This window comes from Streptomyces sp. NPDC047853, assembly GCF_043204535.1.
Classification (GTDB): Bacteria; Actinomycetota; Actinomycetes; order Streptomycetales; family Streptomycetaceae; genus Streptomyces.
In genome coordinates, this window is the sequence record NZ_JBIDCI010000002.1 from 93,524 (window position 1) to 108,976 (window position 15,453).

The following is a 15,453-nucleotide window of genomic DNA, read 5'->3' on the forward strand; positions in this document are numbered from 1 at the left end:
GAAGAGCCGCCTTCGGGATTCGAACCCGAGACCTACGCATTACGAGTGCGTTGCTCTGGCCATCTGAGCTAAGGCGGCGCGCTGTGCACCCATGGTGCGATCAGCAACGTCGGTAAGTCTACACAGTTTCCCGGGGTGCTTCGTACCCGCCCCGGAGGCGCCGGGGATCCGGGGCGGGTGGGGTCAGGAGCAGCGTCGGCCGTCCTTGGGCGGGGTGCCGCGCAGGAGGTAGGTGTTGATCGCGGAGTCGATGCAGGTGCTGCCTCGGCCGTAGGCGGTGTGGCCGTCGCCCTCGTAGGTGAGGAGGCGGCCGGAGGAGAGCTGGTCGGCCAGGGCCTCGGCCCAGCGGTAGGGGGTGGCGGGGTCGCGGGTGGTGCCGACCACGACGATCGGGGTGGCGCCGGCGGCCTCGATGCGGTGCGGTTCGCCGGTGGGCTGCACCGGCCAGTACGCGCAGTTCAGGGAGGACCAGGCAAGGCCCTCGCCGAAGACCGGGGACGCCTTCTCGAAGTCGGGGAGCGCCGCGCGCACCTCGTCCGGGGAGGAGAAGGCCGCGGGGAGGTCCAGGCAGTTCACGCTGGCGTTGGCGAACATCAGGTTGCTGTAGCTGCCGTCGGCTTCGCGTTCGTAGTAGCTGTCGGCGAGGACCAGGAGGCCGGCGCCGTCCTTCTCCTTCATCGCCGAGGACAGCGACTCGCGCAGCTGCTGCCAGGCGCCCTCGTCGTACATCGCCGCGATCACACCGGTGGTGGCCAGGGACTCGGTGAGCTTGCGGCCGTCGGCGTCACCTGCGGGGACCGGCTCGGCGTCCAGGTCGTCGAAGAAGGCCTTGAGGTTCTTGCCGACCTGGGCGGGAGGGGTCCCCTTGCCGCCCAGAGGGCAGTCCGGCTGCGTCACGCAGTCCTTCGCGAAGGACTGGAAGGCCGTCTCGAAGCCCGCGGTCTGCTCCAGGTTCAGACGGCGCGCGGGCAGCGACGGGTCCATCGCGCCGTCCAGGACGAGGCGGCCCGCCCGGTCGGGGAACAGGCCGGCGTAGGTCGCCCCGAGGAACGTGCCGTACGAGGCGCCGACGTAGGTCAGCTTCTCGTCGCCCAGCACCGCCCGCAGCACGTCCATGTCCCGGGCCGCCTCGACCGTCGAGACGTGGCGCAGCAGTTTCGGCGCGTCCGCTCCGCAGCCCTCGGCGAACTTCTGGTAGGCGTCGACCAGCCCGTCCGTCTCCGCCTGGTCGTCGGGCGTGACGTCCGTCTGCGTGTACGTGTCCATCTCGCGGCCGTCGAGGCACTCGACGGGCTCACTGCGGGCCACGCCCCTCGGGTCCACCGCCACCATGTCGTACCGGGCGCGGACCTCGGCCGGGTAGCCGATGCCCGCGTACTGCTGGAGGTAGCCGATCGCCGAGCCGCCCGGCCCGCCCGGGTTCACCAGCAGGGAACCGAGGCGTTCGCCCGGACCGGTGGCCTTCTTGCGGGACACCGCGAGCCGGACGTCCCCCTGGGTCGGTTTCGCGTAGTCGAGCGGGGCCTTCATGGTGGCGCACTGGAATCCCGGGACACCGCAGTCGCGCCAGCTCAGCTTCTGCCCGTAGTACGGCGCCAGCGCGGAGGGCGTGGCCCGGGGCAGTGCGGCCAGCACCGCCTTAGCCGCCTCCGTCGATCCGGCGGCCTCCGCCGCCGACGAGCCGGCGGAGGTCGACGCGCCCCCGGCCGAGCAGGCGGTGGCGAGCAGCGCCGCGGCCAGGATCGTGGCTCCGGTGCGGGTCCTGCCGTTGCTGGTCCTGCGGTGAGTGCGCCTTGTGTGCATTCAGCGAGCGTAACTCTCCGCGACGACAGTGATGCTGTGCGTACCCGGCATGCCTCGTACGAGTTACCCCGTCAACCGTCGGCGCGGCGGCCGGCCTCGCGGTGGGTCAGCCCGCTCTCAGCGCCATCGTCATCGCCTCCACCGCGAGCAGCGGCGGCACATTGCGGTCCAGGGCGTCACCGCAGGCGGCGATCGCCTCGATACGGCGGAGCGTGGACTCGGGGGAGCTGTCGCCGGCGACGCGCTCCAGGGCGTCCTCGGCGTCGGCGCTGGCGATCGCCACACGGGAGCCCAGCTGGAGGGCGAGCACATCGCGGTAGAAGGCGGTGAGGTCGGACAGGGCGAGGTCGAGGGTGTTGCGCTGGGTGCGGGTGCGGCGGCGCTTCTGGTTGTCCTCCAGGTCCTTCATCACGCCGGCCGTGCCGCGCGGCATCCGGCCGCCCTGGGCCGCGCCCAGGGCCGTCTTCAGTTCCTCGGTCTCCTTGGCGTCCGTCTCCTCGGCGAGCTGCTTGGCGTCCGCCGCCGCCGCGTCGACCAGCTCCTGGGCCGCCCTGAGCGCGCCGCCGACGTCCCCGATGCGCAGCGGCAGCTTCAGTACGGCGGCGCGGCGCTCGCGAGCCGCCGGGTCGGTGGCCAGGCGACGGGCCCGGTCGACGTGGCCCTGCGTGGCGCGGGCCGCCGCGGCCGCGACGGCCGGGTCGATGCCCTCGCGGCGCACGAGCATGTCGGCGACCGCCTCCACCGAGGGCGTGCGCAGGTTCAGGTGGCGGCAGCGGGAGCGGATGGTGGGCAGGACGTCCTCGACGGACGGGGCGCACAGCATCCAGACCGTCCGGGGAGCGGGCTCCTCGACCGCCTTGAGGACGGCGTTGGCGGACTTCTCGTTCAATCGCTCGGCGTCCTCGACGAGGATGATCTGCCAGCGGCCGTTGGCCGGCGAGGTGAAGGACTTGCGGACCGTGTCCCGCATGTCGCCGACGCGGATCTCCGCGCCGACGGCGGTCACCGTGCTGACGTCCGCGTGGGTGCCGATGAGCGCCGTGTGGCATCCGTCGCAGAACCCGCACCCGGGGATGCCGCCCAGGGCCCGGTCCGGGCTCACGCACTGCAGGGCGGCGGCGAAGGCCCGCGCCGTCTGCGTCACTCCCGCGCCGGGCGGGCCGGTGAACAGCCAGGCGTGCGTCATGCTCGACGCCTCGGGGAGGGGGCCGTCGGCCGCGGCGGCGGTGACGAAGGCGTCGGCGTCCCGGGCAGCCGCGGCGAGCTGCTCGCTCACCTTCTCCTGCCCGACGAGGTCGTCCCACACGGTCATGGGTCACGCCGTCCTTCCGTCACACTCCGCCGCACCGCTCCGCGACGCGCTCCGCACCCCGCGTCGCGCCTCCCATTGTGCGGGGCGGCACTGACAACGCGGCGAGACGCCTGGCGCCGGGGCCGTACCCCACCCGTCACGGACGTCGTCGGCCCCGCCGCCGTCCTCCCTGCCGCCCGCCTCCGGTCGTGCCCCGGGGGCTCCGGCGGGTCAGCGCCGGCCCCGCCCCTTGCCCCGGCGGCCCTCGTCGCCGTCACTGCCGTCGGCGCGGCCGTCTCCGTCCCGGTCGCCGTCGTGTGGTCCGAGCAGCTCGTCCGCCAGGGTCGGCAGGTCGTCCAGCGGGGTCTCCTCCGCCCAGTCGGAGCGTCGCCTGCGGGGCGGCGCCTGGTCGGGGTCGATCCGGGGCAGCTCGCGGGTGCGGTCCGGCGCCTCCTCGGGCCGGTCGGCACGGGCGGCCGGGTCCTCCTCCCGGAAGTAGCCCTGCGGAACCCGGTCGGCCGGGTCCCCCCCGCCCGCCGGTGGCAGCACCGCCGTCTCGTCCGCCGCACCCGGCATCACGGGCGGCAGGACCGCCGTCTCGTCCGCCGCACCCGGCTTCACCGCGGGGTGAACCGCCGTCTCGTCCGCCGCGCCCGGTGTCACGGGCGGTACCGGCGGCATGGGCAGCTCGGTCGTCACCTCGGACTCCGAGACAGCGGACGCCCCGGCGTCCTCCTCGCCGTCCCCGCGGGCGTCGTCCCGCGGGTCCCGCACCGGCCGCAGCACCGCCGTGTCCTCCACCGGCCCGCCGGAGGCGTTCGTCGGGGTGACGACCGGCGTCGCCACGGTCGCCGCGTCCGGGGCAGCCGGACCGGCCGGCGCCGGACGGGGCTCGTCCGCCGCGGGAGGCGCCGTCGGCTTCGGGCCCGCCGCGGCCGCAGCCGCCGCCTGCTCCGCCGCCCTACGCGCCTCCTCGGCCCGCATCAGGGCCTCCTCGGCCTTGCGCTGCTTCTCCAGGCGCCGGGCCTCGGCCTCGGCCCGCAGCCGCTCCTCCTCCTCGGCCTGCTTGCGCCGCCGCTCCTCCTCTGCCCGGCGGCGCGCCTCCTCCTCGGCCCGTGCCTTCTCCTCGGCGAGGAGCCGTGCCCGCTCCTCCTCGGCCTTGCGGCGTGCCTCCTCGGCACGCTGCCTGGCCTCCTCCGCCTGCCGCTCGGCCTCGCGGCGCTGCGCCTCCTCCAGCTCGCGCCGCTTACGCTCCTCCTCCTCGGCGCGCAGCCGCTCCAGCTGCTCGAGGCGTTCGCGCTCCAGGCGCTCCTCCTCGGCCTTGCGCGCGGCCTCCTCCTCGGCCTTGCGGCGCGCTTCCTCCTCGGCCTTGCGACGAGCCTCTTCCCGGGCCTGGATCTCGGCCTCGGACAGCGGCAGCACCTGGTCGAGCCGGTGGCGTACGACGGTGGTGACGGCCTCGGGCTCCTGGGCGGCGTCGACGACGAGGTAGCGGCCGGGGTCGGCCGCGGCCAGGGTCAGGAAGCCGGAGCGTACGCGCGCGTGGAACTCGGCGGGCTCCGACTCCAGCCGGTCCGGCGCCTCGGTGAACCGCTCGCGCGCGGCCTCCGGCGAGACGTCCAGCAGGACGGTCAGGTGCGGTACGAGCCCGTTGGTCGCCCAGCGGTTGATGCGGGCGATCTCGGTCGGTGACAGGTCGCGGCCGGCGCCCTGATACGCCACCGAGGAGTCGATGTACCGGTCGGAGATGACCACGGCGCCCCGCTCCAGGGCGGGCCGCACCACGGTGTCCACGTGCTCCGCGCGGTCGGCGGCGTACAGCAGCGCCTCCGCGCGGTGCGACAGGCCGGCGCTCGACACGTCGAGCAGGATGGACCGCAGGCGCTTGCCCACCGGGGTCGCCCCCGGCTCGCGCGTCAGCACGACCTCGTGTCCCTTGTTCCTGATCCACTCGGCGAGCGCCTCGGCCTGGGTGGACTTCCCGGCGCCGTCGCCGCCCTCCAGGGCGATGAAGAAGCCGCCCGTCGCGGGCGCGGGCACCGGGTCGTCGCCGCCGAGCAGCGCGTCCCGCAGGTCCTGCCGCAGCGGCACCCCGGAGCGGTCGTCGACCTTGGCCAGCACCAGCGCGGCCACCGGCAGCAGCAGCGCGCCGGCCAGCATCAGCGTGAACGCGGCGCCGCCGTGCGCGAAGACGAACTTGCCGTTCTCCAGGCGGTGCGGGCCGATCGCCGCGGCCACCACGGGCGCGACGACCGCGCCGAGCGCCACGTAGACCCGGACGACCGCGTGCAGGTGCTCGGTCGTGCGCGCCCGGCGGTGGTCCTCGGTCTCCTGGTCGAGCAGCGCGTGCCCGGTGTTGGCGGCCACGCCCGCGCCGATGCCGGCCAGGGCGAGGAGCAGGAGCACGGTGGTGGCGTCCGGGACGAGTCCCGCGGCCAGCAGGGCGACGCCGACGAAGGCGATCGCCAGGGCCAGCAGGCGTCGGCGCGACAGGGAGGGGAGCAGGGCGGGGGCCGTGCGGATGCCGACGACGACGCCGCCGGTCAGCGCGCCCACCGTCAGCCCGTACAGCACGGGCCCGCCGCCGAGGTCCTTGGCGTGCAGCACCGCGACGGCGACGGTCGCGGCCACCACGGCGGCGACCGCCGCGCAGGCGAACACCAGCAGGGGAAGGACCCCGGTGCGGCCCTTGTCGACGCCGGTGCCGCTCTTGGGGCGGCGCAGGCCCTCCAGCGGCGACCGCGCGCGGGGGGTGCGCGCTCCGGGCAGCTCCAGGAAGGTCACCACGGACAGGGACGCGGCGAACAGTCCCGCCGCGACGTAGGAACCGAGCGCCGCCTGGTGCTCGGCGAACCAGTCGATGCCGGCGCCCAGCAGGTTGTTCAGCAGCCCCGCGACGACGAGCGCGGCAGCGGCCAGCGGGATCGCCACGAAACCCGTGCGCAGCGAGAGGCGGCGCAGCGCGTCCATGTGGTCGGGCAGCGGTCGTACCGTCGCGCCCTCCGGGGGCGGCGCGGGCAGCAGCGCGGGGGCCGCGCTCTCCCGGCAGACCGTCCAGAAGCGCTCGGCGACGCCGGTGACGAAGACGGTCACCAGGAGGACGGCCAGCGCGTCGTCGGGCGTCCAGTCGATCCACAGCGGCGCGACGATCAGCAGGGCGGCCCGCAGCCCGTCCGCGCCGACCATGGTCCAGCGCCGGTCCAGCGGACCGTCCGGTGAGGTGAGCGAGGTGAGCGGGCCGAGCAGGACCGCGCCGAAGAGCAGCGTCGCCAGGATGCGTACGCCGAAGACGGTCGCCACTGCGAACGCCACGCCCCGGTAGCCCCCGCCGAAGGAGCCCGCGCCGATCGCGGCCTGGACGGCGAGGAGGACCAGCACCAGCAGGGCGAGAAGATCGCCGACACCCCCCACGAGCTGTGCGCTCCACAACCGCCTCAGCTGCGGTCGCCGCAGCAGGGCGCGGACGGCGCGCTCGCGGGAGTCCGCGACCAGGGCGTCGTCCGGGGCGGGGTGAGGGGCCGTTGGCTGCTCGGCTCGCGTCATGCGTTCAGCCTATCGGTCGCCGCCGACACTCCGGCGTACCCGGCCGAACGTACGCACGCCCCGACACCGAAATGATGCCGGGGCGTTCGATCCGCGCAGGGCGCGGGGAGGTTCAGTCCTCGGTCGAAGTGGAGGCGGTGGCCGTCCTGGTTGCCGTCTTCTTCGCCGTGGTCTTCGCCGCGGTCTTGGCCGTGGTCTTCTTCGCGGCCGTCGTCTTGGCCGCCGCCGTCTTCTTGGTGGCCGCCGCCTTCTTGGCCGGGGCCTTCTTGGCGGGCGCCTTCTTGGTGGCCTTCTTCGCCGTCTTCTTGGCGGGCCCCTTGGCACGCTTCTCGGCGAGCAGCTCGTAGCCGCGCTCCGGCGTGATCTCCTCGACGCTGTCGCCGGAGCGCAGGGTCGCGTTGGTCTCGCCGTCGGTGACGTACGGGCCGAAGCGGCCGTCCTTGACCACGACCGGCTTCTCGCTGACCGGGTCGGTGCCCAGCTCCTTCAGCGGCGGCTTGGCCGCGGCCCGGCCGCGCTGCTTCGGCTGGGCGTAGATCGCCAGCGCCTCGTCCAGCGTGATGGTGAAGAGCTGGTCCTCGGACGTCAGTGACCGCGAGTCCGTGCCCTTCTTCAGGTACGGGCCGTAGCGGCCGTTCTGCGCGGTGATCTCGACGCCCTCGGCGTCGGTGCCTACGACGCGCGGCAGCGACATGAGCTTGAGGGCGTCGTCCAGGGTGACCGTGTCCAGCGCCATCGTCTTGAACAGCGAGGCGGTACGCGGCTTCACGGCGTTCTTGCCGGTCTTCGGGGTGCCCTCGGGGAGCACCTCGGTGACGTAGGGGCCGTAGCGGCCGTCCTTGGCGACGATGGTGTGGCCGGTGGCCGGGTCGGTGCCCAGTTCGAAGTCGCCGCTCGGCTTGGCGAGCAGTTCCTCCGCCAGCTCGACGGAGAGCTCGTCCGGCGCGAGGTCCTCGGGGACGTCGGCGCGCTGGTGGTTCTCGGAGTCCTTCTCGCCGCGCTCGATGTACGGGCCGTAGCGCCCGACGCGCAGCACGATGTCGTTGCCGACGGGGAAGGAGGACACCTCGCGCGCGTCGATCGCGCCGAGGTCGGTGACGAGTTCCTTGAGGCCGCCGAGGTGGTCCCCGTCGCCGTTGCCGGCGTCGGCGGCGCCGCCGCCCGCGCCCTCGCCGAAGTAGAAGCGGCGCAGCCACGGCACCGCCTGGGCCTCGCCGCGCGCGATGGCGTCGAGGTCGTCCTCCATCTTGGCGGTGAAGTCGTAGTCGACGAGCCGCCCGAAGTGCTTCTCCAGGAGGTTGACCACGGCGAAGGAGAGGAAGGACGGGACGAGGGCCGTGCCCTTCTTGAAGACGTAGCCGCGGTCCAGGATGGTGCCGATGATCGACGCGTAGGTCGACGGGCGGCCGATCTCGCGCTCTTCCAGCTCCTTGACCAGCGACGCCTCGGTGTAGCGGGCCGGGGGCTTGGTGGCGTGGCCGTCGACCGTGATCTCCTCGGCCGTCAGCGCGTCGCCCTGGGAGACCTGCGGCAGCCTGCGCTCGCGGTCGTCCAGCTCGGCGTTCGGGTCGTCGGCGCCCTCGACGTAGGCCTTGAGGAAGCCGTGGAAGGTGATCGTCTTGCCGGACGCGCTGAACTCGACGTCCCGGCCGTCGGAGGCGGCACCGCCGATCTTCACGGTGACGCTGTTGCCGGTCGCGTCCTTCATCTGGGAGGCGACGGTCCGCTTCCAGATCAGCTCGTAGAGCTTGAACTGGTCGCCGGTGAGACCGGTCTCGGCGGGCGTGCGGAAACGGTCGCCCGAGGGGCGGATCGCCTCGTGCGCCTCCTGCGCGTTCTTCACCTTGCCGGCGTACGTCCGCGGCTGCGCGGGCAGGTAGTCGGCGCCGTACAGCTGCGTGACCTGGGCGCGGGCGGCCTTGACCGCCGTGTCGCTCAGGGTCGTCGAGTCCGTACGCATGTAGGTGATGTAGCCGTTCTCGTACAGCTTCTGGGCGATCTGCATCGTCGGCTTGGCGCCGAAGCCGAGCTTGCGGCTCGCCTCCTGCTGGAGCGTCGTCGTACGGAACGGGGCGTACGGCGAGCGGCGGTACGGCTTGGACTCGACCGAGCGGACGGCGAAGCGCGTGTTCTCCAGAGCGGCGGCGAGCGCGCGGGCGTTCGCCTCGTCGAGGTGGAGGGTGTTCGCGCTCTTGATCTGCCCCAGGGAGTCGAAGTCGCGGCCCTGGGCGACCCGCCTGCCATCGACCGTCTGGAGGCGGGCGACCAGCGACGACGGGTCGGAGGCGTCTCCCGCGCGGCCGGTGGCGAAGGTGCCCGTGAGGTCCCAGTACTCGGCGGAGCGGAAGGCGATGCGCTCGCGCTCCCGCTCGACGACCAGGCGCGTGGCGACGGACTGGACGCGGCCCGCCGACAGCTTCGGCATGACCTTCTTCCACAGGACCGGCGAGACCTCGTAGCCGTAGAGGCGGTCGAGGATGCGGCGGGTCTCCTGGGCGTCGACGAGCTTCTGGTTGAGCTCGCGCGGGTTGGCGACGGCCGCCCGGATCGCGTCCTTGGTGATCTCGTGGAACACCATGCGCTTGACCGGGATCTTCGGCTTGAGGACTTCCTGGAGGTGCCACGCGATGGCCTCGCCCTCGCGGTCCTCATCGGTGGCGAGGAAGAGTTCGTCGGAGTCCTTCAGCAGGTCCTTGAGCTTCTTGACCTGCGCCTTCTTATCCGCGTTGACCACATAGACGGGCTGGAAATCGTGTTCCACGTCCACACCGAGGCGGCGGACCTCGCCGGTGTACTTCTCCGGCACCTCCGCGGCGCCGCTGGGAAGGTCGCGGATGTGCCCGACGCTCGCCTCGACGACGTAACCAGGGCCGAGATAGCCCTTGATCGTCTTCGCCTTGGCAGGCGACTCGACGATGACGAGTCGGCGGCCGCCGTTCGCGGTCTCGCTGGTCGGGGACAACTTCGCTCTTCTCTCCGGTCGACTCTGGGGCCTCCCCAGGCAGTGCTCCCGGGGTCGGGTCGTGCTGCGTTTCGGTCGTGACGCTGCGGAGTGTGACGGTACCTCCCGCCCCCGTGTCAAACGGGAAAAGCCCGCAACGGCCACTCGAACGGTAACCCGACGAACCCTGTTCCTGCCGCCCGGAGTGAGTACCGGCCCTGACGCGTGTATCCGGAGCGCGACCCGCCGATTACCTGGGCGGGGGTGCGGCCGGGGTCCGGAACCGGCCTCTCAGGCGCGTGTCAGGCACCATGCCCCGAGGGCCAGCGCGACGACTCCGGCGACGCTCGCGAGGGCCGCCGATGCGACGGGGCTCACACCGTGCGCGACGGGCCGGCCGTGCCGTACCCGGGTCGCCGTCCACGTCAGCAGAGCTGCTCCGAACAGGGCGAACACCATTCCCGCGAAGATCGCCGGCCCGCTCTCCATGGTCCCCGTGCCTCTTTTCTCCAGCCCGCGCGTGTCCAGCCTCGTGGAGGCTGTCACGCGCGGGCGGCGCAGAGGCGAACCCGAGGTGAACGAGGAGCCGACGGGTCGGCGGTGCGACCGCCCGTGGCTCGTTTCTCCCGTACGACGCCGAAGACGGCCGGTGGCCCGTTACCGCCGCCCGCCCGGACCGGTTCCGCTGGACGCGGAGCCCGCTCGACGCCGGTTTCCCGCGACCGCGAGGCCCACAGGACCTGGATTCCGGCGGCCGAGAGGCCCACTGGACGCCGGTTCCGGCGACCGCCGCCCACCGCCCGGCGCCCGTCGCCCACCGTCGGCGAGGTCCGCCGGGCGCCCGTCCCGCCTACGCCGGCTCGAGGAAGCCCTGCTCCACCAGCAGGCGGATCTGGGCGGGCGTGCGGTCGCGCAGCGCCACCGGGTCCTCGCCGACCAGCTGGGCGATGGCGTCCAGGATGCGGCCGGCGCTCATGGAGCCGTCGCAGACGCCCGCGAAACCGGCGCCGACGGTGTCGACGCGGGTGGCGCGGCGCATGCCGCGGTTCTGGCGCAGGACGACGTGCTCCGGGTCCTCGGCGCCGGGCAGCCCGACCTGCTCCTGCACCACCTCGCCGGCCAGCGTGAAGTGCGCCTCCAGCAGGGCGGCGTCGTCGTGGGCGCGCAGGTAGTCGACGCGGTCGAAGTGCGCGCGCACCGTCTCGCCGAGCGGCTGCTCGATCGGGTGCGGCCATTCCTCGACGGTGATCGAGGGCTCCGCGGATCCGGACCGGCGCAGCGAGATCCACCCGAAGCCGACCGCCTTGACCTTGCGCGCCTCGAACTCGTCCAGCCACGCGTCGTAGCGCGCCTGGTACTCGGCCGCGTCGGCACGGTGATCCCCCGCGTCCCTGAGCCACAGTTCGGCGTACTGCGTGACGTCCTGCACCTCGCGCTGCACGATCCACGCGTCGCAGCCGCGCGGCACCCAGGAGCGCAGCCGGTCCGTCCAGTCCTCCCCCTCCTCGTGCTGCCAGTTGGCGAGGAAGTGCGCGAACCCGTTCTCGTTCAGACGCTCCCCGGTCTGCTGAACGAGCGAGCGGCACAGATCGTCCCCGCCCATCCCGCCGTCGCGGTAGGTGAGCCGGGCGCCCGGTGAGATCACAAAGGGCGGGTTGGAGACGATCAGGTCGTACGTGTCGCCGTCGTCGACCGGCTCGTAGAGCGAGCCCTCCCGCAGGTCGGCGGCCGGGGCCCCGGACAGGGCGAGCGTGAGCGCGGTGATGTGCAGCGCACGCGGGTTGACGTCGGTCGCCGTCACGCGCGTGGCGTGCCGGGAGGCGTGCAGCGCCTGGATGCCGGAGCCGGTACCGAGGTCCAGGGCGGCGGAGACGGGCGTGCGGACCGTCAGGCCGGCCAGCGTCATCGACGCGCCGCCGACGCCGAGGACGACGCCCTCCGCGCGGTTGCCGATGCCGCCGGCGCCGCCGACCGCGCAGCCGAGGTCGGAGACGATGAACCAGTCCTCGCCGCCGGGCCCTCCGTACGGGCGTACGTCCACGGTGGCCGCCACCTCGTCGTCGCCCACGCGGACGAGCCACCCGCTCTCCAGGCAGTCGTCCACGGGCAGCACGTCCGCCACGCGCGCGTAGGGCACGGGTTGCTGGAGCAGGAACAGCCGTACGAGGCGTTCCAGCGGCGTGTCGCCGCGGGTGGCCCGGAGCGCGGGCACGGTCTCGCTGCGCGACAGCGCGGCGTAGGCCGGGGCACCGAGCAGCTCCAGCAGTCCGTCGGCGGTGAAGGAGGCGCCGAGCAGGGCGTCCCGCAGCCGGGCGGTGACGTCGGGGCGGTCGGCGGAGGGCAGGGGGGACAGGCTGGCGTTACTCACACCCCCATTGTGGCCCTGCGGCCCCCGCCCCGCGCCCGTGCGGCGGAGGTCAGCCGGCGGCGGCCGACGGCGTCACCGAGGCCGACTTGCAGCTCTCCTGCTTGGCCATCGCCTGGCCGACCTCACCCTCCTCCAGGGTCTTGAGCGCGTTGCTGCCGCTCTTGCTGAGCTTGTTCAGCTCGGTGGCGATGTCCTTGAGGCCGTCGGCGAAGTTCGCCTGGTCCTTGGTGTCGAGTTCCTCCACCTGCTTGCGCAGGGAGGCGTACGAGGAGGAGAGGCCGTTCAGCTCGGTGACGGCGTCCTTCTGCTTCTTCTCGCCGTCCTCGACGTCGGGCGCCCCGGCCTTCTGGACGGCGCCACCCATCGCCTTGTAGGCGTCGGACATGTCCTGGAACGCCTTGGCGTCGGTCTTCTGGACCTCCGCCGGCGTGCTGTTGTCCGAGGTCTCCTTCTGGATCGCGGCGTTGGCCGACTCGATCTTCTTGGCCTGCGGTTGCACGGCGTCGCAGACGTCCTTCGCCCAGGCGTCCAGCTTGTCGTTGTCGTCGCCGCCGCCGCATCCCGTCAACGCCACTACCAGTACCGCACCGCCGGACAGTGCGGCCGCGAGCTTCTTGTTCACCGGATTGGTCCCTTCCCATGGCTCTCGGCCCCGGAACATACACGCCGGATGGGGGACATCCGCAGGACGAACATCCGTTATGACGGTATTGCAGCCATTTGCACCAAGAGAGATAAGGCTCACGGTTACAGGGGCGCGGAGCACGTCACGGGCGGACGACGCGTCACCACGCGCCGTCCGCCCGTCTCTTGACCTGCGCCCCCTGCGGGGCTCCGCGCCGGGACTACGAAACCACCGCCGGATCGGCCGACTTGGGATCCGGGTCGGGGTCGTCCTCGTCCCCCATGGCGATGCCGCGCCGTTTGGAGACGTAGACCGCCGTCGCGATCACGGCGAAGGCGACGACCGCGATCAGCACCCTCACGGTCATGTTCTCGTCGGCGCCGTAGGAGAACTTGATGACCGCCGGCGCGATGAGCAGCGCCACCAGGTTCATGACCTTGAGCAGCGGGTTGATGGCGGGTCCCGCGGTGTCCTTGAAGGGGTCGCCGACCGTGTCGCCGATGACGGTGGCGGCGTGGGCCTCGCTGCCCTTGCCGCCGTGGTGGCCGTCCTCGACGAGCTTCTTGGCGTTGTCCCAGGCGCCACCGGAGTTGGCGAGGAACACCGCCATCAGCGTGCCGGCGCCGATCGCGCCCGCCAGGAACGCGCCGAGCGGGCCCACGCCGAGGGTGAACCCGATGAAGATGGGCGCCATCACGGCGAGCAACCCGGGCGTGGCGAGTTCCCGCAGGGCGTCCCTGGTGCAAATGTCGACGACCTTGCCGTACTCGGGTTTCTCGCTGTAGTCCATGATCCCGGGCCGCTCCCGGAACTGCCGCCGCACCTCGTGGACCACGGCGCCCGCCGACCGCGACACCGCGTTGATCGCCAGCCCGGAGAAGAGGAAGACGACCGCCGCGCCCGCAATGAGCCCGACGAGGTTGTTGGGCTGCGAGATGTCCATCATCAGGCTCATCGGCGCGCCCTCGCCGCTGAGTTTCTCGCCCACGTCCGCGGCGCCGGTGGTGATGGCGTCGCGGTACGACCCGAAGAGGGCCGCCGCCGCGAGGACCGCGGTGGCGATGGCGATGCCCTTGGTGATGGCCTTGGTGGTGTTGCCGACCGCGTCCAGGTCGGTGAGCACCTGGGCGCCGGCACCCTCGACGTCACCGGACATCTCGGCGATGCCCTGCGCGTTGTCGGAGACCGGCCCGAAGGTGTCCATGGCGACGATCACACCGACCGTGGTGAGCAGACCGGTGCCGGCCAGCGCCACCGCGAACAGCGCCAGCATGATCGAGGCACCGCCGAGCAGGAACGCCCCGTACACCCCGAGGCCGATCAGCAGGGCCGTGTAGACGGCGGATTCGAGACCGAGCGAGATACCGGCGAGGACGACGGTGGCGGGCCCCGTGAGCGAGGTCTTGCCGATGTCCCTGACGGGGCGTCGGGTGGTCTCGGTGAAGTAGCCGGTCAGCTGCTGGATCAGGGCGGCGAGCACGATGCCGATCGCCACCGCGACGAGCGCGAGGATCCGCGGGTCGCCGCCCCGGCTCGCGATCGCGGCGTCCGTGACACCGTCCAGTTCCGAGTACGTCCCGGGCAGGTAGACGAAGACGGCCACCGCCACCAGTACCAGCGAGATCACCGCGGAGATGAAGAAGCCCCGGTTGATCGCGCTCATGCCGCTGCGGTCGGACCGCCGGGGCGCCACCGCGAAGATGCCGATCATGGCGGTGAGCACGCCGATCGCCGGCACCAGCAGTGGGAAGGCCAGCCCCGCGTCGCCGAAGGCCACCTTGCCGAGGATCAGCGCGGCCACCAGGGTCACGGCGTACGACTCGAAGAGGTCGGCCGCCATGCCCGCGCAGTCGCCGACGTTGTCGCCCACGTTGTCGGCGATGGTCGCGGCGTTGCGCGGATCGTCCTCCGGAATGCCCTGCTCGACCTTGCCGACCAGGTCGGCGCCGACGTCGGCGGCCTTGGTGAAGATGCCGCCGCCGACCCGCATGAACATCGCGATCAGGGCCGCGCCGAGGCCGAACCCTTCCAGGACCTTCGGCGCGTCGCCCGCGTACACCAGCACCACGCAGCAGGCACCCAGAAGACCGAGTCCCACCGTGAACATGCCGACCACACCACCCGTGCGAAACGCGATCTTCGTCGCCTTGTGCGAGACGAGAGTGAGATCTTTTTCCGGTTCGCCCGGGGCCGGCGTCGCTTCCCGTGCCGCCGCCGCGACACGCACATTGCTGCGTACGGCGAGCCACATGCCGATATAGCCGGTGGCGGCGGAGAACGCCGCGCCGATCAGGAAGAAGATCGACCGTCCGGCACGTTGATTCCAGTCGTCCGCGGGCAGCAGCATGAGCAGAAAGAACACGACGACGGCGAATACGCCGAGCGTGCGCAGCTGTCGTGCCAGGTAGGCGTTCGCGCCTTCCTGGACGGCCGCCGCGATCTTCTTCATGCTGTCGGTGCCCTCGCCCGCCGCGAGCACCTGGCGCACCAGGACCGCCGCGAGGACCAGCGCCGCCAGTGCCACGACCGCGATCACCGCGACCAGCACGCGGTTCCCGTCGGTCAGTACGGCGGCGGCGAGGGTCGAGGTTTCGCCCAACTGATGAGAGGTGGAAAGCTCCGCCATTCGTCCTCCTTGACGCTTGGGCTGAGCTCAAGATGTGGACGGGATTGTAGGTACCGGAACCTGATCAAAACAGTGCACGACAAAAGGAAATATCTTGTCAACCACAAGGACCACGGAAGTAGTAATGCCCTTCCGGCATTAAATCCGTGATCCTTTCCCGTGGGATTGATCGCGCGGGATTGATCGCGGATTGCCGTGCTATTGATCGTGAACGAATTCACTCAGCGCGCGCTCGGCACCACTGTAAGCGCGGACA

At 72.3% G+C, this 15,453-nt stretch carries 8 protein-coding genes and 1 tRNA gene; all 9 read right to left on the reverse strand.

What is annotated here, in order from left to right:
• Nucleotides 1–4 precede the first annotated feature (4 nt).
• A tRNA-Thr gene (locus tag ACGF5T_RS04395) sits at nt 5–78 on the reverse strand.
• A 105-nt stretch (nt 79–183) separates the two neighbouring features.
• Nucleotides 184–1,803 carry an alpha/beta hydrolase gene (locus ACGF5T_RS04400; RefSeq protein WP_366766445.1) on the reverse strand — a complete coding sequence of 540 codons (1,620 nt, stop codon included), beginning with the start codon at nt 1,801–1,803 and terminating at the stop codon, nt 184–186.
• 106 nt (nt 1,804–1,909) lie between these two features.
• Nucleotides 1,910–3,115 (reverse strand): DNA polymerase III subunit delta', encoded by a 1,206-nt coding sequence (locus tag ACGF5T_RS04405; protein WP_366766446.1) that lies wholly within the window; start codon nt 3,113–3,115, stop codon nt 1,910–1,912.
• Between the two features lie 210 nt (nt 3,116–3,325).
• Nucleotides 3,326–6,637: a dTMP kinase gene (gene tmk, locus ACGF5T_RS04410; protein ID WP_366766447.1), complete on the reverse strand. Its 3,312-nt coding sequence runs from the start codon at nt 6,635–6,637 to the stop codon at nt 3,326–3,328.
• A gap of 112 nt (nt 6,638–6,749) precedes the next feature.
• Nucleotides 6,750–9,599, reverse strand: coding sequence for a type I DNA topoisomerase (gene topA, locus ACGF5T_RS04415; RefSeq protein ID WP_356602181.1), 2,850 nt, complete (start codon nt 9,597–9,599; stop codon nt 6,750–6,752).
• A 270-nt stretch (nt 9,600–9,869) separates the two neighbouring features.
• Nucleotides 9,870–10,067, reverse strand: a complete 198-nt coding sequence (locus ACGF5T_RS04420; protein ID WP_356602183.1) for a hypothetical protein — start codon at nt 10,065–10,067, stop codon at nt 9,870–9,872.
• A 361-nt stretch (nt 10,068–10,428) separates the two neighbouring features.
• Complete coding sequence (locus ACGF5T_RS04425) at nt 10,429–11,946, reverse strand: methyltransferase (RefSeq protein WP_366766448.1); 1,518 nt, start codon at nt 11,944–11,946, stop codon at nt 10,429–10,431.
• Between the two features lie 49 nt (nt 11,947–11,995).
• On the reverse strand, nt 11,996–12,607 hold the full coding sequence (locus tag ACGF5T_RS04430; RefSeq protein ID WP_366766449.1) for a small secreted protein: 612 nt from the start codon (nt 12,605–12,607) through the stop codon (nt 11,996–11,998).
• A 184-nt stretch (nt 12,608–12,791) separates the two neighbouring features.
• Complete coding sequence (locus tag ACGF5T_RS04435; RefSeq protein ID WP_361011843.1) at nt 12,792–15,197, reverse strand: sodium-translocating pyrophosphatase; 2,406 nt, start codon at nt 15,195–15,197, stop codon at nt 12,792–12,794.
• Nucleotides 15,198–15,453: the final 256 nt, after the last annotated feature.